Origin of the sequence: Pedobacter heparinus, from assembly GCF_032678725.1 — a bacterium.
Taxonomy (GTDB): domain Bacteria; phylum Bacteroidota; class Bacteroidia; order Sphingobacteriales; family Sphingobacteriaceae; genus Pedobacter; species Pedobacter heparinus_A.
Window position 1 is genome coordinate 292,319 of the sequence record NZ_JAVTSC010000004.1, and the last position, 22,191, is coordinate 314,509.

The window sequence follows — 22,191 nt, forward strand, 5'->3', positions numbered from 1 at the left end:
CTTTCAGGTTATAGCTTACCAGGTTGCCTAGCTTGCCTTTAAGTTCTCCGAATGCTCCGTTTGATGTTGCCATAGTTTTTTATGATGCTTGTTAGTTATTAAACATCAATAACCCCGGGCGTTGTGGATTTGTTTGGTATGCCGGGCATATCCTAAGCAAGTATTGCGCATGCATTGATTAAGCCTAAGGGTATAGCAAGGGTTAACCAACCCTTATCCAATGGATACCCAATACATATTCAAAATTGACGGGAGCTCCATTACAGAGACACTTCAGCTATCCATTTGATATTTTTTGCAATGCTTTCTGGTTAAACGTTTCACTGCCTTATATTTTTATAGTCTCTGTTATCACTCTTGTCTGATCTATGTAAATCGGTGGAATCGCTTAGAGATTGCTAAACTTCTATGATATTTATTGTAATAATGTTATGATAGGTATGACATCGGATGGAAGTTTATACTTTTAATTGAGAGGATAGGTTATTCATTAGAATTTAACACCATTTTTAAGAAAAGCTTCTAATATTTTGGAATTGTATGGTTCTGGGAGAAACCCCATCCTTCGCCTTTCAAAACTATAATTAAGTAGTTCATTAAATGGTATTTTTTTCCCCTCTAGATTTTGATAGCTGCCTACATATAGGAAATGAAACCTTTTAATGCTTTTATCAGTTTCTGAGAATTTAATCGGAGGTGTTGTTCTGATCTTTTCGACTTGTAAATCGGTATTTTTTATTAGATAATTTGAATTGATGCTGGAAAAAAAATACAATCCATTTTTAGTTTCACTGATCACATACATTTTTATCGAGATATTATAGGCGGACGCCTTTGTACATCTTAAAGCTATTTTTATATAATAGTTTGGGTAAGCAGTACTGTCAAGAATTATATCAGCAATATCTAATACTGGTTGAATATCACTTTTTACATTGAATACTTGTTTTGCCGAATCTCTGATTAGTTTTATTATCGCTTTTTGTTTGCTGTCATAATCTAAATTATACTTCGCTAAAGCGGTTATAACTTCAAGGTTGTTTTTTTCTTCCCGATCTCTACTAATCGAATCTCTCACTTCTAAGTCTTTTTTTGCAGCTTCTAATCTCAACTTATCCTCTTTGACCGATTGTAGATCTTTTAAATAGGTAACGAGAATTGTTAGTAAAAATGCTGTGAATACAATCCATCCTATCGTTGTGAAACCTTTAAACCATTTTCGCCTTCCATCATGAAACTTTCCAGTAAATGGTAGGATTAAAATTACTAGTGCTAGACCACCAAGTATTATATTGAATAGAGCAGGTTCCATCGCTTAAAAATACATTTTAACTTATATAAAAGGAAAGTTAATTCAATCTGATGTAATGTCTTTAACTATGAATAAAAAAAGAAATGTAATTTTATTTGGTGCGGCAGCAGTATTGGATTGGGATGCTAGGAGCACTTGATGATCCGACGGAATATCGCAAGCTAGTGGCTGAAAATCCAGCGCTGAATGAAGATATCAGAAACGAATACCTGGAACTTTTCGATAAAATGGCGGCTACCGATTTCAAAGAATATGTAGAAATGGATTTCAAATCGGAACTATATAAGCCTGAAAATTCTTAGCTCATCATATGGTCGAATGTAAGTCGTACCTTTAGATAACAAGAATACTGAACTATGACCAGGGATGATGTAGCCATTTATGCGGCAGTGCTTTCGACTTTTCTCTTAATGATAAAGCTGTGGGAAATGTGGAGAGATAGGTTTCGTTTAGAAGCCTGGCTGGATATATATGGACCAATGGAGAATAAGGATTTAATGATCGTTAATTTGTCAAAAACTCCGATCCATATAAAAAATATTACGTTGTTTTGGGCGAAATCAACCTTGAAGATAAGGAAACGTAATTATATAACTTTTGATTATGATCTGGCAATTAATATCCAAATTGGTCCTCATGCTACTAAGAGCTTGTTATTTAAGGATGAAAATAGTTTTCCAATAAATAGTAATCAAGGAGATCTTTATGCATGCTTCGAAATTGCGGGACGTAAATTTTCCTGTATAAAAAAAATCTATGATAAAGGATAGAAAGGAGACAAAACTTTCCAGCAACGTATCTATCAACGACTATGAAGCCCTTTTCAAAGTGCAGTCTAAACAGGCAATTGCAGACTTCATATATCAAAGGCTGACCGAGCGTTATATAACCCCAATGGAGAATGTTCCGGGAGAATTCAAAAATGGCTTTTCGATAATGGCAAATTGCTGCTTACTAATAGAAACATACCAATGTTTCAGGTTAGGTCTAAAAGACACGACCTTGCGAGGAAAGGGGTTAGAGGTATTTAGAGACTTCTTTGATAATGAACCGCTATTTGGTGCGTTTATTGGCATGGGTGAATTATTTTATACCAATGTCAGATGTGGGATTCTCCATCAAGGTGAAACAAAAAATGGTTGGACAATTTCGAGAAAATACGTTGACCCACTTTTTGACAAAAAGACGCTAAGAATAAATGCCAATTTGTTTCTTGTCGCTTTAAAAAAGACATTAGATAACTATAGAAATCAGTTGATAAATGAAGGCTGGAATACGGTTATATGGCAAAATTGTCATAAGAAAATTCAATGCATAATAGATAACTGTTGAAAGTATGAGCCATTGCTAGCTACAACACAACAGCAGGAGAATCCATTTTTAGAATTGAATTTATATACAATATACAGGTCATCAAAATAAACATCAGATTTATTTTTGAAAGTATATAAATTCATGTAAGTTTACATCGAGAGCGTTAATTTAAGCGGGGACAACCATCATGGTTTGTTCCCGCTTTCTTTTTTATTAATTATCCATATACGTTAACAACCCGTTATCCCTGTAACTGTAATACCCTTCCGGGTAAGTTACGAGATGATCGAGCAAACAAATGCTGATGTTATTGGCAGCTGCTATCAAATTTAGGTTATAGATCAGGTCTGTTCTGCTGGCGGTGTAGGGTGCTAAAGAATGGCTTACCAATACCATTGATAGACACTGGTGTTGTAAAGACAGCTGCAGTACATTTATAGGATCACCAAACCCGGTAGTAGTAGAACCTAGCTTTTGCTTATGCTTTAGCATGCTAGCATTGTCAAATAACAATATCCAACAACCTTCTGCTTTTTGATGGCCGATAGATTCTTTAATTATCCGATAAGTATGGTGGCTATTGCCCGGTATATACTTTTTATTTGATGGGTTGTTCCGGAAATAAATGTTGCGGGGTTCGTTTAATTGTACTATTGGAAATACGGTTACGTTGTACATGTGCTTTGAGTGCGTATTCCGGGGAAAGTGACCCCCTCATTCCGGGGCAAAGTGGCCGATAAATCGGTTGCCGGGGTGGTATAAAAAGTTACTTCCTCTTTAACTAATATAAACAATTCCCTTCAACCTGCCGAACTACCTTCTCTTAACCCATCAAATTTCCTTCACCTTTATCCAGGGCACGTTTTAGAACCGGGACCAGGCGCTCAAGATGCTTTTTGCTGGGCTCCAACCTGACGACCTCAAATAAGACGATTTAAGCTATCCCAAATCTGCCTCCGGATACAGAGCTCAGCTCAGGTTGTATCGGCGAGCCTAAGGGCTTAAAAACACCTAAAATCGCAAACTGATTTTCAAGAAAGATGATGGTAAAAACGTGGCTCTGGCTATCAAAACGGCCACTTTGCCCCGGAATCGGGCGTCACTTTGGAGCGGAATAGGGTGTCAGTTTAAATGCGGAATCCGCGGCCATTTTCCCCGGAATACCCAGTTAGGGAAACAAATTGTGAAAATTGTGGTATCGCTGTTGCGGGATATCTTGATTACGTGGGTATCAAAGCGCCTGCGGCCTGGTGCTCGGCCTGGCTGAGCTGGGTTTTTGGGCAGGCTGGGTATAAACAGCCCCGAACCGCCTGGTCTCCTGCCCTTTTTCCGGCATCTAGATTGGTTGCAGCGCCAAGGCCTGGCATAGTTTACGGGCTGTACTTTGCTAGTTTAAAACGAATTGCGCATTGTGGGATAACGGAGCGCATTCAGGGAGACTTTATTGTCGGCCTGGAGGGGAACACCAATTTAGCCGGCTCAAGAGAGGGCGACGGGGTGTTCAGGAAAATCCGGCATAAGCGGACCATTTATTGCTATGCGGATTGGCTATAGCCAAGTGCCATCGGCAGATTTTGCCTTTGGCACTTTAAAAGAGTAACGCACCCAAAATATTGACATTAAATACAATATATTTCTTTTTGGTTAATTATGGCTTTTTAATTATCTTTGTTGTATCAACACTTAATGATAATGGCAGTAGCAGAGTTAGTCTTAAAAGAAAGTATAGATCGCAAAGTTAGCGATACCGAGTATTGGCAAAATATTTGCTATTTTCGTAATATGGAAACGCTAATTGTACAACCGAAAACCAAAGAGCAGCTGGCTGCTATTAAGGCTTTTATGAAAGCGTTGAAGATTGATTTCAAAGTTGAAGAAAAAAGTCCTTACGACCCTGAGTTTGTTAAGAAGATTCTTCAAGGCGAAGAAGATATAAGAAACGGTAAAGGCGTAAAAATAGCGACCGAAGATTTGTGGAAGTAATTTATACTCCAGAGGCTTTGGAAGATCTAAGATATTGGAAAAAATCTGGTAACAAGCCTGTATTGAAGAAAATCCAGGAACTTATTTTCGCTATTCAAGAAAATCCTTATGAAGGGATTGGTAAACCTGAACAATTAAAGCATGAACTATCAGGGAGATGGTCTCGCAGAATAAACAAGGAACATCGTCTGGTTTATAGAATTAATGAAAAAAATGAAATCATCATTCTTGATATTTTATCCCTAAAAGGTCACTACTAAGTCAGGTATTATTAAATAAAAAAATGAGAATATACCTTTTTACCAGCCTGCTGATCTTAACAACGCTACACTTGAGCGCGCAACAAAAACCCAATGTAATTTTCATTTTAGCAGATGACATGGGCTACGGTGACCTGGGCTGTTACGGGCAGCAACTCATAGAAACCCCTAACATAGACAAGCTGGCGGCAAACGGGATCCGTTTTACACAGTTTTATGCCGGCACGTCGGTATGCGCACCCTCAAGAGCATCCTTAATGACTGGCCTGCATACCGGCCATACCCCAATAAGAGGCAATTACGAAATTAAGCCGGAAGGACAGCTGCCATTACCGGATGCCACATATACTATGCCCGAACTATTTAAAGCTGCGGGTTATAAAACCGGCGCTTTTGGCAAATGGGGCATGGGTTTTCCAGGCTCCGAAGGCGATCCGGTAAAGCAAGGTGTAGATCAGTTTTACGGCTATAACTGCCAACGTCAATCGCATAACTTTTTCCCTGACCATCTATGGGATAACGAAAAACGGGTTGAACTGAGCAATACCTTAAGCCGGCAAACTCAATATGCCCCCGAGCTGATCCAGAAACAGGCCATGGCTTTTATGAAAGCGAATCAATCCAATCCTTTCTTTATGTACCTGGCTTATACCCTGCCGCATGCCGCATTGCAGCTGCCTGAAAACGATCAGGCATTTGAATATTATAAAAAGAAATTTAAAGAGCAGCCTAAAGTTGTAAAGGATACCTGGGACGGCATTGACTATCAGCCACAACCCTACCCTCATTCGGCCTATGCAGCAATGGTAAGCAAACTGGACAAGTATGTGGGTGAAGTGGTAAAACAATTAAAAGCACTTGGACTGGAAAAGCAAACCCTGATCATTTTCACCAGCGATAACGGCCCTCATACTGAGGGGGGCAATGAGCCCGACTTTTTTAACAGCAACGGCGGTTTTAAAGGCACGAAAAGGCAGCTCACCGAAGGCGGCATCCGGGAGCCGATGATTGCCTGCTGGCCAGGGAAGATTAAACCGGCAGTTTCTGACCATATCGGAGCTTTCTGGGACTTTATGCCCAGCTTTGCCGCAGCAATTGGTAAACCTTTGCCTGTAAAAACAGACGGGATCTCTATCCTTCCTTTACTGTTGAATAAAGGCACACAAAAACAACATGATTTTTTATACTGGGAATTTCATGAACAGGGTGGCAGACAGGCAGTAAGAGCGGGCAAATGGAAAGCCATCAGGGAAAAGGTAAAACAGGATGCAAATGCCCCGATCTTTTTATATGACCTCATTGCAGATCCGAAAGAGCGCAACAACCTTGCAGCAAAACACCCGGATGTAGTCAAAAAAATGGCAGCGATCATACAGCGTGAGCATGTAGAAAACAAGGATTTCCCTTTAATTTCAAATAAAATTTAAAATAGAAAAACAGACTGCCATAGGGTTGTCAGTGTGTACTCCTTTCTTTGTGTTGTTAATGTTAAACCATTTAAAAAGCAACATGATGAACAGGATTAAAATGTTTTTGAAAGAATTGGACGATGCAGCAGTAACTACCCGTAAAATGCTGGAAAGAGTACCGGCTGATAAATTTGACTGGCAGCCACATCCAAAAAGCATGACCGTTAAAAGACTGGCCACACACATTGCCGAACTACCCTCATGGATTTCGATGGCCTTAACTACTGATGAACTTGATTTTGCAGATAATCCGTATGAACAGGCAGATGTAAAAAATACAGACGAGCTGCTGGCTTATTTTGAAAAATCGCTGCAGGATGGCCGTAGCCACCTGCTGGATAAAAACGAAGACATACTGGACCAGGACTGGACACTAAGAAACGGACAGCAGGTTTATAGTGTAGAACCTAAAGCAGATGTGATCCGGATGAGCCTGAACCAGGTGGTACATCACCGCGCGCAACTGGGTGTGTTTTTAAGGTTACTAGATATTCCTATACCGGGAAGTTTTGGACCGAGTGCAGACGAAACAGATTTTTAAAATACATATTTTGATTTTTTATGGGTATAAATTGATTTCTTTGTAAATAATTTCAATTTATATCCATACCCATGTCTGATTCGACCATCCGATTAAATAAATACATTAGTGAAAGCGGTTTATGCTCCAGAAGAGCAGCCGACAGGTATATAGAACAGGGAAATGTATACATCAACGGCAAAAAGGCCAAGGTGGGCGACAAGGTATTTTTTGGGGATATCGTAACCGTTAATGGCCAGACGATAGATCCTAAAGAGGTGGAAAACTCTGTTTTAATTGCGTATAACAAGCCTGTTGGCATTACCAGTACCACTGAAGCCGGCGTAAAAGGAAATATCGTTGACCATGTGAACCATAGCGAAAGGGTATTCCCTATTGGCCGTCTGGATAAAGACTCGCAGGGCCTGATATTCCTGACCAATAACGGCGACCTGGTGAATAAGATCCTCCGGGCAGGCAATAACCACGAAAAGGAATACCTGGTAACGGTAAATAAACCGCTTACGGAGCAGTTCATTACCGGCATGGCCAAAGGCGTTCCTGTATTAGGCGTAATGACCAAAAAATGTAAAGTGGTTAAAGAAGGTCCGATGCTGTTCAGGATCACTTTGATACAGGGTCTTAACCGGCAGATCAGGAGGATGTGCGAGCATTTTGGCTATGAAGTGACCAAGCTGGAACGCGTACGGATCATGAATATCCAGTTGAAAGGCATCCCTTTGGGAGAATGGCGCGAGCTTACCCCGGAAGAGATGACAGAGATATTTAACATGGTGGCCAAATCCAGTGCGGCAGCTGATGTTACCCCAAAAAGGGTGAGCAAAAAGCCTAAGACACAAAAAGAAGAGGATTTTTCTGAAAATATAACACCCCGGAGATCATCAGCCAGACCTGGCAAGGCTAAAAGCAAAACTGGCGCGTCCGTTAGACGGGAAGACCGGCCTGCAGGAGGCAAGGGTAAATCTGGCCCTAAACCAGCGGGTTCCTCATTTAAGGCAGCGGGCGCTCCGGGCGACTGGAACAAAAGCGGAGGCCCAAGTAAAAGACCTGTAAGACCTGCAAAGGGCCGTTCTGGTGCCCCGGGGGCTAAAACGAGAAGCCCGAAGCGATAGTATAGATATTTTTTAGGTATCTTTGCAGCGAAATGCCTGCTACACATAAAATAGACATCCGTTCATTAGAACTTCCTCAGCTGCAACAGCACTTTACTGCCATGCAGGAACCGGCCTACAGGGCAAAACAGGTTTACCAGTGGCTTTGGGAAAAATCGGCCCGCAGTTTTGCGGAAATGAGCAATCTTTCTAAAGACCTTAGGAACAAGCTTGACACACAATATGCCATTAATGTGGTGGAGGTAAACAAATCACAGATCAGTACCGACCATACCATTAAAAATGCTTTCCGGTTATATGACGGCAATATTGTAGAAGGCGTGCTGATTCCGATGGATGACCGCATGACGGCTTGTGTAAGTTCGCAGGTGGGCTGCAGTTTAACCTGTAAGTTTTGTGCAACGGGCTATATGGACCGCAAACGTAATCTGAATGCAGATGAAATTTATGATCAGGTGGTACTGATAGACCAGCAGGCAAAGCAAAACTACAATGCGCCCCTTACAAATATTGTTTATATGGGCATGGGCGAGCCCCTGTTGAATTATGCCAATGTATTAAAGTCTATTGAACGCATTACTGCTCCGGATGGCCTGAATATGTCATATAAGCGCATTACGGTTTCTACTGCCGGGATTTCAAAAATGATCAAAAAACTCGGTGACGATGGGGTAAAATTTAACCTGGCTCTATCCTTACATGCTGCCAATGATAAAAAGCGCAACGAGATCATGCCGATCAATGAGCACAATTCGTTGAAAGCGCTTGCCGAGTCCTTAAAGTATTATTTTGCCAAAACAAAGAATCCGGTAACTTACGAATACATTGTATTTAATCATTTTAATGACGAAATCGAGGATGCAATGGAGCTGGCCAGATTTTGTAAACATGTGCCCTGCAAGGTTAACCTGATTGAATACAATCCTATACAATTTGCCGATTTTATCAACGCAGAGGGCGACAAGATCGATGCCTTTTCAAATTACCTGAAAAGCCAGGGCATTACCACCAATATCAGGCGCAGCCGTGGCAAAGACATTGATGCTGCCTGCGGACAGCTTGCCGTTAAAGAAAGTTAAATCCAGCCATTTCCCACCGTTCTAAGTTAAATCTACAGAGATTGGCTTATGATGTCATTAAAATATATTTTAAGCGATTTGCTGAGCCTTTTGTTTCCCCGGCTCTGTTGTGGCTGCGGTACTGACCTGTATCGTGGAGAATCCCTGATCTGCAGCGCCTGCATGTTTAGACTTCCTTATACAGATGACCATTTATACCCGGACAACAAAGCGGCAAAACAGCTTTGGGCCCGTTTGCCTTGCAATGCGGTGATGTCCTTGCTTTATTTTAAAAAAGGGGCAAGGGTGCAGCAGCTGATTCATCACTTGAAATATAAGGGCCGCAGGGATTTGGGTATAAAATTGGGCAATATGATTGCAGAAAAGCTGCAGGTAAGTCCATTTTATACAGGAGTGGATTTAATTGTGCCGGTGCCGCTGCACAAAAGCAAAGAACGGCTAAGGGGCTACAATCAAAGTAAATACATCGCAGATGGAATTGCGCAGGTATTGCATGCTCCGGTAAGCACAGCATGCCTTGTAAGGCTGAAAGCAACCAAAAGCCAGACCAGAAAAGGCCGCTATCAGCGCTTTGAAAATATGCAAACTGTATTTTCTATAACGGATGCCTTCATTTTTAAAAACAAACATGTATTGCTGGTAGATGATGTGATGACCACCGGCGCCACCCTGGAAGCCTGCGGGATGGAATTGCTGGCTTGTAACCCCACAAAGTTGAGCATAGCAACAGTTGCTTTTGCAGAATAAAAACAAGATGGACAAAACATTTTTAGAAACTAAACGTTTATATAGTTGAGAGCGTTAATTTAGATGGTAAGGGTCGATATTTTCTATTAAGAGATATCGGCCCTTTACTTTTTACAAACTGCTGTATCTCGCTCTAAAATGCTTTAAAGGATGATTTCTAAAAAAAACAATAATTTGACATAAATAATCGCAGATATTTTTGGCAATCCAAAAATAATTATCATCTTTGTGGTGAGAGCGTTAATTTAAGGGTCGATATTTTCATTCACATGAATTATCGGCCCTTTATCTTTTAGGAAGATTTCATGATTTTCTGCGCTTTAATCAGCAAATTTTCAAGGTTATAAATAGGCAGACAACATGTCTCTGATCTCTTCAGGTTTGAAAGGTTTTAGGATATGTCCGTTCATACCCGATTCCCTGAACCTGGCATGTTCGTTATTTAAAGTAGATGCGGTTAAAGCAATGATGGGCACAGTTCCGAAATAACTTCCATCCAGTTTTCTGATACAGCGTGTGGTTTCAAAACCATCCATACCCGGCATTTTAATATCCATAAATAACAGGTCATATACATTCTTTTGCACCATTTCAAGGGCTTCTTCGCCACTAAGGGCAAAGTCCATTTCCAGGTCGAATTTACCCAAAACCCTTCTGGCAATTAATAAATTAACCTCGTTATCATCTACTATCAATATCTTTTTACCTGTAAATGAAAGTGGCGCCGCAATCGCTTTAACTTCGGCTGCTCCGGCTGCTGCTTTGTTAAAACCGAGCGTGAACGAGAAAGTGGTACCCTCCCCTTCCTTGCTTTTTACTTCGATCGCTGAATTGTACAGCTCCAGCAGTTTTTTAGTTATGGCCAGGCCAAGGCCGGTTCCACCGTATTTTCTTGAAATATCAGTTTTTGCCTGCGTAAAGGTCTCAAAAATATAAGAAAGCTTATCTTCAGGTATGCCAATTCCATTATCAATGATCTCAAAATGAATGGTAGCCCTTTCCGCATCTTCTGCGGTCAGTTTAACCTGCAGTGTTATTTTACCCTGATCGGTGAACTTAATGGCATTACCCAATAAGTTCATCAGCACCTGGTAAAGCCTTGTTTTATCGCCAGAGAGATTGCCTGGGATCCGGTCATCGTACGAAAGTTCGAGTACATTGCCTTTCTCTGCCGCTCCAATGTATAAAGAAGTGATGATGTCGTTGGTAAGCCCCCTCATATTAAAGGGAAGGGCTTCAAGCTGCAAGTTCCCTGTTTCCATTTTAGTGAAGTCAAGGATATCGTTGATGATATTCAAGAGATTTTCGCCTGAAAACTTGAGGATATTGAGGTCTTCGATCTGAGAGGCCCGGGGATCATTTTCCATCAACAGATGGGTCATGCCAATCACCGCATTGAGCGGAGTTCTGATCTCATGACTCATGACAGAAAGAAACATTTCCTTGGCTTCACTCAATTGCAGCGCCTGCTCTTTGGCCTCCAACATTTCACGTTCCACTCTCTTTTTATCTGTAATGTCAATGATGATCTCTACCTCGATCTCTACATTCCCTTTTTCATTAAAAACTACTGTGTTGTAAATAGATAGCCAGATCGGCTGCCTGTCTTTGCGGTAGGCAAGCAAATCAACAGTGAAAGACTGGTTCATTTTGGTTTGTGCCCTTGCCCTTTCCATGAGTGCCATGTCGGTTTCAGGACCAGCAATGAGATCGCCAAGTCTCCGGCCCTTAAGGTCATCCAGATTAAAGCCTGTGATCTTTTCAAAAGCTTCATTTACCCAGGTAACATGGTTGTTGGCATCGTTGATGACAATGGCGTTGTTCACCTTACTGGCAACGAAAGAGAGTTTCATGAGTTCATGCTCTACTTTCTTATTTTCAGTAATGTCCCTTCCGTAAGCGTACCATCGGCCTTTTTTAGCAACCATGCTCCAGCCCAGCCAGCGGACAACTCCTGTTTTACTGACAATTCTAAAATCAATGACAAACTCCTTGATTTTCTTCTTCAGCCCGGCTTCAATAATTTTGACGATGCGGTCTAAATCTTCTCTATGACAAAAGTTCCAGATATTTAAGCCGATGGCCTCCTCAACTGTGTATTCAAGAATTTTCGTAACTGCATCATTTATGAACAGGACATTACCGGTATAATCGAGAATACAGTGGATTTCCGGCGAAACTGCGGAGATATTTAGTAATTCTTCGTAACGAAGGTTATTGGCAGCAAGTTCTTCACTTTTCTTTTTTAAGGAAATCTGGCTAATGATCTCATCAGCCAGAATTTCGAGGCCCTCCTTTTGCGCAATGCTAAGGCCAGGTGGTCGGGTATCGAATACACGAAACTCACCTGTAGCGGATTTGAACCAGACCTTTTCTTCATCAACTAATGCAATGATTGCAATAGGTACGCCACATAAAATCGATGCAAGTTTGGCGATATGATCAAATTGATACTCCTTTGGTTTATCTAATATCCTATGCCGCTGCAACGCATTGATGCGCTCACGTTCATTAGTTGATGAATCCTGGTTTTCTGATAACATTTAGGTTTTGATCCAACCGTTATTTATACAATGGGAAACGGCTTACTAAACTGATTACTTTTTCTTTTACCTGCTTCAGGTTGTCTTCATCCTCGGCATTGGTCAGCACCTGATCAATCAGGTCAACGATTTGCTCCATTTCAGATTCTTTAAAACCTCTTGTGGTAATGGCAGCAGTACCTACCCGGATTCCTGAAGTTACAAATGGTGATTTATCGTCAAATGGAACCATGTTCTTATTTACCGTGATTTCTGCTTTTTCCAATGCACTTTCAGCAAGTTTACCGGTTATATTTTTATTACGCAGGTCGATCAGCATCAAATGGTTATCTGTACCACCTGAAATGATGCCATAACCTTTGGCAACAAAAGCTTTGGCCATGGCTTGTGCATTTGCCTGCACCTGTTTAACGTAAACTAAGTATTCGTCACTCAAAGCTTCGCCAAAAGCGATGGCTTTAGCTGCGATAATATGCTCTAAAGGCCCCCCTTGTGTTCCAGGGAAAACTGCCATGTCTAAAACTGAAGACATCATACGGGGTTCACCTTTAGGGGTTTTCAATCCGAATGGATTTTCAAAGTCTTTACCCATCATGATCATACCACCACGTGGGCCACGCAAAGTTTTATGGGTGGTTGTGGTTACGATATGACAATGTGGAAGCGGGTTTTGCAATAAGCCACGGGCGATTAAGCCTGCCGGATGAGAAATATCAGCCATCAGCAATGCGCCAATTTTATCAGCTACACTACGGACGAATGCATAATCCCATTCTCTTGAATAAGCTGAGGCACCAACAATGATCAGCTTAGGGCGCTCAGCCAAAGCTACTTCTTCCAGTTTGGCATAGTCTATTCTGCCATCTTCTTTTTTTACACCGTAAAATAACGGGTGATACAATTTTCCTGAAAAGTTAACTGGTGAACCATGTGTCAGGTGTCCGCCATGCGAAAGGTCAAAGCCAAGGATCTTATCACCTGGCTGAATCACTGCCAGCATTACGGCAGCATTTGCCTGCGCACCTGAATGGGGTTGTACGTTTACCCAGGCTGCACCAAAAAGCTTTTTAGCACGTTCAATTGCAATGGTCTCTACTTCATCAACCACCTGGCATCCACCATAATATCTTTTACCTGGCAGGCCTTCAGCATATTTATTAGTTAAACAAGAACCTGCGGCTTCCATTACCTGTTTGCTTACAAAGTTTTCAGATGCAATCAGTTCAAGACCATTTTCCTGACGGTCCAATTCCCTGTCAATCAAATCAAAAATTAAAGTATCTCTAGTCATTTATCGAATTATTATTTTGTAAAATTAACGATTTTCCTTCTTAGTTTGATAACAAAATAGCTTACTTTGTACTTTCTATTCTATAAAGCCTGCATGGAAGATATTAACGGCCCGTTTTTACCCAACATAAATTATCCTGCTGATTTAAAGCAGTATAAAGAACAAGATCTGGAACAAATCGCTCAGGAACTGCGTCAATACATCATTGATGTGGTTAGTGTAAATGGCGGACATTTTGCAGCCAGTCTGGGTGTTGTGGAACTAACGGTGGCTTTGCACTATGTCTTAAATACACCTTATGACAAACTGGTCTGGGATGTTGGCCACCAGGCCTATGGACATAAAATACTGACCGGAAGAAAATCCGTTTTCCATACCAACCGCATTTTCAACGGCATCAGCGGCTTTCCAAAAATCAGCGAAAGTGAATACGATACTTTTGGTGTAGGCCATTCTTCTACTTCCATTTCGGCGGCTTTGGGTATGGCGGTAGCTTCACATTATAAAGGAGAAACAGACCGCCAGCACGTGGCTGTAATCGGAGATGGGGCAATGACTGCGGGCCTTGCTTTTGAAGGCTTAAACCATGCGGGCATTGAGAATTCGAACCTGCTGGTGATTTTGAATGACAACTGCATGTCCATAGATCCGAATGTAGGTGCTTTGAAAGAATACTTAACAAACATTACCACTTCCAAATCTTATAACCGTTTTCGCGAGGACATCTCGCAGGTACTGTTCAAACTTTCTGAACTGGGGCCAAATGCGCATAAGTTTGTAAAGAAAATAGAGAAAAGCATTAAGGGCACGCTGCTGAAACAAAGCAATATGTTTGAAGCGCTGAATTTCAGGTATTTCGGCCCGGTTGACGGACATGATGTACAACGTTTGGCGCAGGTGATCAGGGATTTAAAAGACATTCCGGGACCTAAGCTTTTACACTGCGTTACCTTGAAAGGCAAGGGCTTTGCCCTGGCTGAAAAAGACCAGACCAAATGGCATGCACCAGGTTTATTTGACAAGATTACCGGCGAGATCAAGAAATCCGTTTCAGATAAGCCGCAGGCCCCAAAATATCAGGATGTTTTTGGACATACCTTAGTGGAACTTGCAGAAGCCAATAAAAAAATCGTGGGGATTACTCCGGCCATGCCTTCAGGATCTTCTATGAACATTATGATGAAGGCGATGCCGAACCGGGCTTTTGATGTGGGTATTGCGGAACAGCATGCCGTTACGTTTTCGGCCGGCCTGGCTACTCAGGGTCTGGTTCCGTTTTGTAACATCTACTCCAGCTTTATGCAGCGGGCTTACGACCAGGTGATCCATGACGTAGCCATACAAAAATTAAATGTGGTATTTTGTTTAGACAGGGCTGGCCTGGCAGGTGCCGATGGTGCCACCCATCATGGAGCCTACGACATTGCCTATATGCGCTGCATTCCTAACATGACTGTTGCAGCTCCCATGAATGAAGAAGAATTGCGTAACCTGATGTTTACCGCACAACAGGAAAATGCCGGTCCTTTTTCTATCCGTTACCCCCGGGGAAATGGAGTGATGCCAGACTGGAAAAGACCATTCAAAGTGCTGGAAATTGGCAAGGGACGAAAAATATCTGATGGGGAGGATCTGGCCATATTAACCATCGGCCATGTAGGAAATTTTGCTGTAGAAGCCTGCAAAGAACTGAACAGCGAAGGCATACATCCTGCACATTATGACTTGCGCTTTGTTAAACCCCTGGATGAAACCCTATTACATGATGTGTTTAAACGCTACAAAACTGTAATTACAGTTGAAGATGGTTGCTTACAGGGGGGGATGGGATCTGCTGTACTGGAATTTATGGCCGACCACAAATATACCGCACAGGTGATCAGATTGGGCATTCCTGATGAATTTATTGAACATGGGGAACAGGCTGAACTATGGGCACTTTGTGGCTATGATACCCATTCGATCATCAGCACAATAAAAAAAATTGCAGTAGGCAGAACCACTAAAACAATGGCTTCTTAAAGATGAAAAAATCTATTGGTATAGATATGGACGGCGTTTTAGCGGACATTGAATCCCATTTGTTAACCTGGTATGAACAAGAATACGGGCTAAAACTCGGGGCAGACATTTTTCTTGGCGTAAAAGAGTCTGAGGCTTTTCCGGATAAAGAAGCCGTATGGAAATTTGTAAATACACCTGGCTTTTTTCGCACTTTACCAGTGATGGAAGGTGCTGTAGCAGCAGTGAAGGAACTTGCTGAAGATTATGAGATTTACATCGTTTCCGCTGCAATGGAATTCCCTTTATCATTATTTGAGAAAAGAGAATGGCTTGCCGAGCATTTTCCTTTCATCAGCTGGAAAAACATTATTTTCTGTGGAGACAAGAGTTTGATAAAAACAGATTACCTGATTGATGATCATTGCAAAAACCTGGATCATTGTACAGGCAAGCCCATTATGTTTACCGCCGGGCACAATACCAATCATACGCATCACATCCGGGTAAACAACTGGAAAGAAGTATTGGCACTGATGAAGGCGCAAAAATACAGCGAAGCAGAAACGCAGGAACTGGCTTAAAATACAAGCTCAATGGAACTGCCGTCACCTGGTAGTCCGACAGCTTTATGCTGCCCGTTTACGCTCAGGTTTACTTTAAGCACACTGTTGGCCGGGTTGCTTAACCAGATCTTTTGTTTACTGATCAAAACCAGGCAAGGCTGATCAACACTGATCTTGCGCTGTTGATCTGGAAGTTGAAGTTCTCCTGGCTGATAAAAGGCCGCCATTAAGCTTCCCTCATTAAATAAAACGGCTTGAATACCTTTATCGTTCCGCAGCACCTTCCAATCTGGATTTGCAGCCATTTTTGCAGCATCTTTCGGATTTTTACAAGCGGCCAATACATACCCGGCCTTGCCATTTTTAAGCTCCGTGTGTTCCATTACGGGCATAAAAATTTTTTCTGTAACCGGGGCATCAGTTTCGGACGCATTGATTGCCTTCCAGGAACCGGTAGCCGTTGTTAAATGAAGGTTGATCTTTGCCTGCTCTATAGGGATATAGGCAAATCCGGCATGGTAGATCCAGGAATCATTAATACTTTCAGCTCCCCGCCACCTGCATTGATCCAGGGTGGTGTATGCTGCTGTTATTCCCGAACCCTGCAGGCCGCCAATCAGGCAAACCACCTGTTTACCCGCTGATGCCCAAAATTTCCTGGCTGTAATGGATTTGCTTTTGTCTTTGCTCTCCAATTGGTAGTCCATCGCCGTCATTCCTGTTTTTCCATCGCTCACGCTGCCGGCGAAGGCTTTTCTATTGACCTTATCTGCGCCGCTGAATGCGGTAACTCCGGGCAGATTGGCCCAGTTCCATACCGGCATTAAGTTGAAATATTCATGACCATCCCTGATCAGATAAGCATCACCGCTATTGAGCAAGCCCCCCTTCAGATTTTCGCTATTGATGGATTCCGTGGCCAGGGTACGGGAGGAAATTGTTTTCAGGAAAAAGCTGAAATCTTTTTGATGAAAGGCAGCAAAATCAGAATAAGGGTAATAACGGTAGCCCGTAAGGGCTCCTTTGCCTTCCTGTATTTCACCCAAATGAAGGAAAGCGGCTTTGTTTTTTGGACTGAGGGTAATGAAATAGGGAACAAGATCCAGAAGAGCAGCATTGGTAAGTGCATTTACCCTGCTTGCGGATCTGTCCATCGTGCCAGGAACCGTGTTTATGCCCCTTGCCATCCACTGCCATCCCTTTAAAGCAAAATTGATCAGGATATTGACCTTTTCTTCCGGAAAAGCCATAGTTGTGCCCCGAAGTTCCCAGGCCAGCCGGATGTTATCCTTTAAAAAAGCCGCGCCATATTGGTACATCTGCAGGCGCGGTCCATGCTGATGAAAGCTGAAGTCAGGCTGTACACCTTCCTCAGTTGAAATTCTGATCTCCTTAACGATCAGGTTGCGGCAAAGCTCCATCATTTTAGTGTTCCCGGTAAGGGCACCATAATGAAAACCCAGATCGGCACTCCAGGTGAGGTTTGCTCCTACCCAATTTTCCTGTACCCGGTGTTGTGCCATCACCTCCAGTGCAGGTTTAAGTTGTCCGGCCGTCAGGTTATCCTTCACCAGGATAATGATATCCCTCATATACTGCGGAACACCAATTTCATTGTGCCACCAGTTGGAATTTTTATACCGTTTATCCAGCCAGTGATTTAATCCTGAGCTGAAAGTTTTCCATACCTGGGGGTCCTGAGACCCGGAAGAACTCCGTTTTGCCCAGGCCAGGGCCAGGTCACGTAACCTTTTTAAATGGATCAGGTTTTTCCAGTTTGCCTTTTCTGTATCTGCATAATTGATATCAGGCCATTGTCCGTTTGCATCCATAGCGGCTATTAAATGCTTAACATCAGCTTCCGGTTTCAGGGTACCGAGCAAATATTGTTTGTAACGGCTCAATATGGTATCAGCCTGTGCATTCCCGGTCTGGCTAATGAACAAAAAACCGATAAAAACAAGGAAAATCTTTTTCTGCATGGCTATAATTTCTGGTATCTTAACAAGGCTTCGATGTAGTAATAATCCGCATAGATCAAGGGCACATCTATATCTGCATTTCTGGGATAATTGCCAACGCCATGTTTTAAAATAAACCCTCCGTTTTCGCCTTTTATGGCGCGGTAAGCAGGAGAAGACAAGGCGCTGAGCATGGTTTCTGCCGCACTAAAATAGGCTTTGGACATTTTTGGTGCCGCATATCCGGCCAGTTCAAGCAATGCAGAACAGATCACAGCCCCTGCCGATGCATCTCTTGATGCATTGGGTATACCAGGGGCATTGAAATCCCAGTAAGGGATCTTGTCTTTTGGCAAATTGGGATGTTTAAGAATAAACTGTGCAATATGGTTGGCCATATCCAGGTATTTTTTATCTCTTGTTTCCCGGTACATGACGGTATAACCATACAAGCCCCAAGCCTGTCCTCTTGACCAGGCAGAAGTATCGGCAGCCCCCTGAACCGTTTGTTTTTTAGAAACTGTCCCTGTTTGAGGGCTATAGATCACCAGGTGATGCGAACAGTAATCGGGGCGATAGTGATGTTTCATGGTTGTGTTTGCATGTTTTACTGCAATGTGGTAATAGCTGGAATCTCCAGTTAACCGGGTAGCTGCAAATAGCAGTTCCAGGTTTACCATATTGTCTATAATAACCATAAAACGTGCGGCATCAGAATCCCAGGAGCGGATCGCCCCAACCTTATCGTTATACCGGCTTGAAAGTGATTTGGCGCTGTTGATGATGATCTGATCATATTCCTTTTTTGGCATCAGCCTTCGGGCATTGCCAAAGGAACAATACATCATGAAACCCAGATCATGTGTAGTTTTGTTATACTGCTCTTTTTCCAGGGATTTCAATTTCCTTATGGCTTCGTTATAGAGTAAGGTATCTTTAGTGCTTTCATATAAATAGAGCAGGCCTCCTGGGTAAAAACCACCTACCCAGGGTTCAGAACCACTGCTGATCATTTTGTTTTCCTTGCTGTAATAAGTAACAGGAAAACGGTCGGCAGGTAGTTTTTTCATTAAAAAATGATACTGCACAGCAGATTCTTCCAGACTCTTTTTGACCGTTTTTAATAAACCATTTTTTGGTTTTAGTCGTTGCTGCGCATTTGCTGCCAGCCCAGATAAAGCGATGAACAACAGTACGCAGCAATTTGTTTTTATCGTGTAACGCATCATTGGTTTTTTATCAATTGCTCCAGATCGCCAGTGGTTAACACTACCGCCGGATTAAATTTATTACTGATCATATATTGCTCCAGGCTGTATTTTAACTGCCTGGCGGCTGGTCTTTTTTCCAGGTTGGTGGTGATATCCATTGAACAGATCATCAGCTGACCTTTTCCCGCTTTAGCTTCTATCACGTTGGCCATTTTCCGGTTCTTGTAAAAGTTATCAATGATCCGGACGATCGGGTCCGTAGCTGGAATGCCATCTATGATCATGGTTTTAGAAGAGGTAATGAGGTCCCACCACTGCCAGTTGCTGTAAAATTCGGTAGGGAAATCTTTCAGGGCCGGATGTGAAGGATCGCAAAGCAGGCCCATAGTACCAGGCTGGTTAGGAAAGTGGACCGGGCTCCAGAACACAGGAGCGAACCGTCCCTGCACTCCTTTAAGATGTGCCGTATCTGGGTTAAGCAGTACTTTTTTACCTTCATCCAGGTTTTTAAGTGCCTCCGCTAAGGAGGTGGTAAACACTACTTCTTTCGGTGCCGCAGCAGACTGCTCAGGGTATACCCAGATGCTCCATTTATTTTTGCTGGCTGTGCCCTTAAGCTGCAGCTCTACTACCAGGTGTGTGGCTTTTTTAATGTCTTTTAAACTAAAGTTAATTTTACCAAGGCCAATTCCATTGCCCAGCGGGATATCTTTTACCGGAAGTGTTCCACTGAACAGCGTCTCTCCTTTATCGTTTTTAACAGTCCATACCGGTATAACTTGTTGCAATGCCTTATTGCTGAAATTAGCCACTTCTGCATCTGCTTCAAAAATTTCGGCATTGGTATAAGCCGCTTTTGAAAACCGGATTAAGGGCACAACCGCTGCTGTATACATGCGGTGTTCTGCAGGGGTGATTAAACCTTTACTGTCCCAAAAAGCATCCAATATACCCACCAGGGCTGTCCCCTGTCCAGGAAAGTCGTGCAGATCCAGCAACTGAAAGCCACTCAGACCTTTGGTTTTCAAGGCCCTTTCAATCTCTTCTTTGTAAAGGTTAGCCGAGAATTTACCGCTGGCCAGTGTAAACTGATCTGCCAGCTGCAGCATGTTTTTTCTTTGCAGGTCTTTGCTGATCGCCTTAAAATTTACAGGTTCCAGTACCCCTGTATATTTAGGTACCTCTTTCAAGTTCGGGTATACTGAATATTGCCCGATCTCGTGGGTAATGGAAGGTACAGGCAGACTATCGATGGCTTTTGTATAATCGGTAGAGAAGTTTGGCGCATAGGTATTGAATATACCCTGCCCGCGCACCCAGCCTTTTTTGGTGTATTGCGTGATAAAAAAATCATCTCCGGGCTCCGGCCAGCGGCCATGGTCCTTCTGAAAAGTAAAGGTAGTGCTGGTGTAAAGGTGGCGTTTATCTGTCCTTTTTAATTTTTGCAGCAATTGCGCCAGCCAGCTGAAATCTCCCTGAAGCTCATTGCCCAAAGACCACAAACAAAAAGAGGGATGATTTCCATATTCCAGGCTGATCCTCTGCGCTTCTTCTTCAATAAAACGATTGGTATTTTGATCTTCTCCCACTTTAAGGCTCCATAAAGGCAATTCTATCTGCAAGTAAAAACCCATAGAATCGGCCACTTCAAATGCAGCTTTCGGCGGGCACCAGGAATGAAAACGAAGGTGGTTTAAGCCATATTCCTTCGCTGCCGTAAACACTTTAAGCCAGCCCTTTTTATCCATAGGCGGATGCCCGGTTAGCGGAAAAATATTGCATTCGAGTGTACCTCTTAAAAACACCCTGCGTCCGTTAACCTGCATGGCACTACCTTCGTTGGTAATTTCGCGCAGGCCAAAGCTTGTAGCAGCTACATCTTTAATTGCTGTTCCTGTAATGGCTAATTGTGCTTTAAGCACGTAAAGGTTGGGATTAAACTCATCCCAAAGCTGGGCGTCTTTACCCAGGGGAATTCCGATTTCCTGTTTAGTACTACCAGCAGCAAGATTAACCAGAATGCTGCGGCTGGCAACTATCTGTTTATTTTTTCCGATGACCTGCAGTTGCAGTATTCCTTTTTTACTTTGTTTCAGCTTGTTATGCAGCGTAGCTATTACCTTAACTGATTTGTCTTTGAGCTGGGGATAAGTTTGCAATGCAGCGATATTCAATTGCGCAGCAGCCCTCAGTTCTAATCTACCGATTACTCCATTCCAGATGATCTGTGTACCATCCGTATAAGCATGGGCCATATTGAGGTGGGTTACATCATACTGTTTGGTATTGTCGATACGGATAACCAGGCGATGTTTTCCTGGTTTTGACAGGGCGGTCAGGTCAAACTGGTGCGGAACACTCAGACTTTCCCGGGAGCCAACTTCCTGTCCGTCTATCCACACCCTGGTGTTCCAGATCACCCGTTCCAGGTATAAGCTAATGTCTTTATCCTTCCAGTTTTGAGGAATTGTAATCTCCCTGGCATACCAGGCTGCACCGATATAAGTATGTTTTCTGATCAGGTTGATCAATACATCTTTAACCAGTTTATCTGCCGAAAGATCATTTGCCTTGCCCATGCCCGCGTCATCTAAAGTACCAGGCAGCTGGATGCGTTCGGAAAACTGCTGATTGTACCATTTTTGCTGTATCCCAACATTTGCGGAGTCCAGTTTAACCTGCCATGTTCCGGCAAGTGAAAGGTGTTGCCGGGCCTGGGCACTGCCTGCTACAAAACACAAACAGCTGATCAATAATATCCTTAAAAATTTCATCGTTACTCGTTTTATTGCCATTACTTA

At 42.6% G+C, this 22,191-nt stretch carries 20 protein-coding genes; 13 read left to right on the top strand and 7 right to left on the bottom strand.

Annotated elements, in window-relative coordinates:
- Nucleotides 1-490: 490 nt before the first annotated feature.
- Nucleotides 491-1,312 (bottom strand): hypothetical protein, encoded by an 822-nt coding sequence (locus R2Q85_RS08555; RefSeq protein WP_316811344.1) that lies wholly within the window; start codon nucleotides 1,310-1,312, stop codon nucleotides 491-493.
- Between the two features lie 122 nt (nucleotides 1,313-1,434).
- On the opposite strand from R2Q85_RS08555, the gene R2Q85_RS08560 reads away from it, so the two are divergent.
- The 3 genes from R2Q85_RS08560 to R2Q85_RS08570 are packed head-to-tail and all read left to right on the top strand — an operon-like array spanning nucleotide 1,435 to nucleotide 2,644.
- Nucleotides 1,435-1,614 carry a hypothetical protein gene (locus tag R2Q85_RS08560; RefSeq protein ID WP_316811345.1) on the top strand — a complete coding sequence of 60 codons (180 nt, stop codon included), beginning with the start codon at nucleotides 1,435-1,437 and terminating at the stop codon, nucleotides 1,612-1,614.
- Between the two features lie 54 nt (nucleotides 1,615-1,668).
- A complete protein-coding gene (locus R2Q85_RS08565) occupies nucleotides 1,669-2,082 on the top strand; it encodes a hypothetical protein (RefSeq protein WP_316811346.1) in 414 nt (137 codons plus the stop codon).
- Nucleotides 2,069-2,644: a hypothetical protein gene (locus R2Q85_RS08570; RefSeq protein WP_316811347.1), complete on the top strand. Its 576-nt coding sequence runs from the start codon at nucleotides 2,069-2,071 to the stop codon at nucleotides 2,642-2,644. The genes R2Q85_RS08565 and R2Q85_RS08570 overlap by 14 nt, the downstream gene beginning before the upstream one ends.
- Before the next feature lie 195 nt (nucleotides 2,645-2,839).
- Here the strand turns inward: R2Q85_RS08570 and R2Q85_RS08575 are convergent, their stop codons facing one another.
- A complete protein-coding gene (locus R2Q85_RS08575; RefSeq protein WP_316811348.1) occupies nucleotides 2,840-3,304 on the bottom strand; it encodes a JAB domain-containing protein in 465 nt (154 codons plus the stop codon).
- 546 nt (nucleotides 3,305-3,850) lie between these two features.
- On the opposite strand from R2Q85_RS08575, the gene R2Q85_RS08580 reads away from it, so the two are divergent.
- The 8 genes from R2Q85_RS08580 to R2Q85_RS08615 all read left to right on the top strand — a co-directional run bounded on the left by R2Q85_RS08580 (nucleotide 3,851) and on the right by R2Q85_RS08615 (nucleotide 9,817).
- Nucleotides 3,851-4,180, top strand: coding sequence for a peptidoglycan-binding protein (locus R2Q85_RS08580; protein ID WP_316811349.1), 330 nt, complete (start codon nucleotides 3,851-3,853; stop codon nucleotides 4,178-4,180).
- Nucleotides 4,181-4,318: 138 nt separating this feature from the next.
- Nucleotides 4,319-4,609, top strand: coding sequence for a DUF2683 family protein (locus R2Q85_RS08585; protein ID WP_316811350.1), 291 nt, complete (start codon nucleotides 4,319-4,321; stop codon nucleotides 4,607-4,609).
- A complete protein-coding gene (locus R2Q85_RS08590) occupies nucleotides 4,600-4,869 on the top strand; it encodes a Txe/YoeB family addiction module toxin (protein ID WP_316811351.1) in 270 nt (89 codons plus the stop codon). The genes R2Q85_RS08585 and R2Q85_RS08590 overlap by 10 nt, the downstream gene beginning before the upstream one ends.
- Nucleotides 4,870-4,892: 23 nt before the next feature.
- Complete coding sequence (locus R2Q85_RS08595) at nucleotides 4,893-6,296, top strand: arylsulfatase (protein WP_316811352.1); 1,404 nt, start codon at nucleotides 4,893-4,895, stop codon at nucleotides 6,294-6,296.
- 82 nt (nucleotides 6,297-6,378) lie between these two features.
- Complete coding sequence (locus R2Q85_RS08600) at nucleotides 6,379-6,879, top strand: DinB family protein (RefSeq protein ID WP_316811353.1); 501 nt, start codon at nucleotides 6,379-6,381, stop codon at nucleotides 6,877-6,879.
- Nucleotides 6,880-6,950: 71 nt separating this feature from the next.
- Nucleotides 6,951-7,991, top strand: coding sequence for a 23S rRNA pseudouridine(2604) synthase RluF (gene rluF / locus R2Q85_RS08605; protein WP_316811354.1), 1,041 nt, complete (start codon nucleotides 6,951-6,953; stop codon nucleotides 7,989-7,991).
- A gap of 32 nt (nucleotides 7,992-8,023) precedes the next feature.
- The gene (gene rlmN, locus R2Q85_RS08610; RefSeq protein ID WP_316811355.1) at nucleotides 8,024-9,070 is read left to right on the top strand and encodes a 23S rRNA (adenine(2503)-C(2))-methyltransferase RlmN; all 1,047 of its coding nucleotides are present in this window, start codon (nucleotides 8,024-8,026) and stop codon (nucleotides 9,068-9,070) included.
- Between the two features lie 48 nt (nucleotides 9,071-9,118).
- The gene (locus R2Q85_RS08615; protein ID WP_316811356.1) at nucleotides 9,119-9,817 is read left to right on the top strand and encodes a ComF family protein; all 699 of its coding nucleotides are present in this window, start codon (nucleotides 9,119-9,121) and stop codon (nucleotides 9,815-9,817) included.
- A gap of 341 nt (nucleotides 9,818-10,158) precedes the next feature.
- Here R2Q85_RS08615 and R2Q85_RS08620 read toward each other — a convergent pair whose 3' ends face one another.
- Both R2Q85_RS08620 and glyA read right to left on the bottom strand, forming a co-directional pair.
- Complete coding sequence (locus tag R2Q85_RS08620) at nucleotides 10,159-12,360, bottom strand: ATP-binding protein (RefSeq protein ID WP_316811357.1); 2,202 nt, start codon at nucleotides 12,358-12,360, stop codon at nucleotides 10,159-10,161.
- A gap of 19 nt (nucleotides 12,361-12,379) precedes the next feature.
- Nucleotides 12,380-13,651, bottom strand: a complete 1,272-nt coding sequence (gene glyA, locus R2Q85_RS08625; protein ID WP_316811358.1) for a serine hydroxymethyltransferase — start codon at nucleotides 13,649-13,651, stop codon at nucleotides 12,380-12,382.
- A 93-nt stretch (nucleotides 13,652-13,744) separates the two neighbouring features.
- Here glyA and dxs point away from each other — a divergent pair, with 93 nt between their 5' ends.
- Both dxs and R2Q85_RS08635 read left to right on the top strand, forming a co-directional pair.
- Entirely contained in the window at nucleotides 13,745-15,673 is a 1,929-nt protein-coding gene (gene dxs / locus R2Q85_RS08630) for a 1-deoxy-D-xylulose-5-phosphate synthase (RefSeq protein ID WP_316811359.1), read from the top strand.
- A 2-nt stretch (nucleotides 15,674-15,675) separates the two neighbouring features.
- Nucleotides 15,676-16,236: a 5' nucleotidase, NT5C type gene (locus R2Q85_RS08635; RefSeq protein ID WP_316811360.1), complete on the top strand. Its 561-nt coding sequence runs from the start codon at nucleotides 15,676-15,678 to the stop codon at nucleotides 16,234-16,236.
- Here the strand turns inward: R2Q85_RS08635 and R2Q85_RS08640 are convergent.
- The 3 genes from R2Q85_RS08640 to R2Q85_RS08650 are packed head-to-tail and all read right to left on the bottom strand — an operon-like array spanning nucleotide 16,233 to nucleotide 22,164.
- Nucleotides 16,233-18,200: a polysaccharide lyase family 8 super-sandwich domain-containing protein gene (locus R2Q85_RS08640; RefSeq protein ID WP_316811361.1), complete on the bottom strand. Its 1,968-nt coding sequence runs from the start codon at nucleotides 18,198-18,200 to the stop codon at nucleotides 16,233-16,235. The genes R2Q85_RS08635 and R2Q85_RS08640 overlap by 4 nt on opposite strands.
- A gap of 2 nt (nucleotides 18,201-18,202) precedes the next feature.
- Nucleotides 18,203-19,405 (bottom strand): glycoside hydrolase family 88 protein, encoded by a 1,203-nt coding sequence (locus R2Q85_RS08645; protein WP_410478868.1) that lies wholly within the window; start codon nucleotides 19,403-19,405, stop codon nucleotides 18,203-18,205.
- Nucleotides 19,405-22,164: a sugar-binding domain-containing protein gene (locus R2Q85_RS08650; RefSeq protein ID WP_316811363.1), complete on the bottom strand. Its 2,760-nt coding sequence runs from the start codon at nucleotides 22,162-22,164 to the stop codon at nucleotides 19,405-19,407. Before R2Q85_RS08650 ends, R2Q85_RS08645 begins: the two co-directional genes overlap by 1 nt.
- Nucleotides 22,165-22,191: the final 27 nt, after the last annotated feature.